The organism is Bacillus sp. VA15 (assembly GCF_055721145.1).
Genome location: NZ_JBVQPQ010000042.1, coordinates 1 through 413, shown reverse-complemented (window position 1 = coordinate 413; position 413 = coordinate 1). Strand labels below are relative to the sequence as shown.

At 37.0% G+C, this 413-nt stretch carries 1 protein-coding gene; it reads right to left on the bottom strand.

All coding sequences use genetic code 11. The features are described 5' to 3' along the window. Positions 1-240: 240 nt before the first annotated feature. Complete coding sequence (locus tag AC0DBE_RS21650) at positions 241-399, bottom strand: phenolic acid decarboxylase (protein WP_472963762.1); 159 nt, start codon at positions 397-399, stop codon at positions 241-243. Positions 400-413 lie beyond the last annotated feature (14 nt).

Here is a 413-nt window from a genome sequence, read left to right as displayed (position 1 = left end):
ATATCAAGGTAGCTAACATTTCTTAGGGAAAAATTAAGAAAGACATTCCATTCACTTTACCCAGCCATTAACCACTTGAAATACAAAGAGTTAAATTATTATGAATTATTTATTGTGTGATCAAACTCGACCTTTGCCTGCAATTTTTTAAACCTAACATCAACAAACAAAAAAAATCCCGGCTATATCTTTTAAAAGAAGAAATAGCCGGGAACTTTTCTTTTTAGTTAATTGTCGCGCTTATTTTAAATTATCAGGAAAGTTTTTTGGTAACTCGCTCGCCGCACAGGCAATAACGCTTTCATTATTCGCGCCACAGTCGCGAACAAAGGTGATCGTCGCAAATTCATCAATGACTTCAGTGGGGTATGCCGGGCCCGCATCACGATACGCATTCATCAAGGGAATATGAT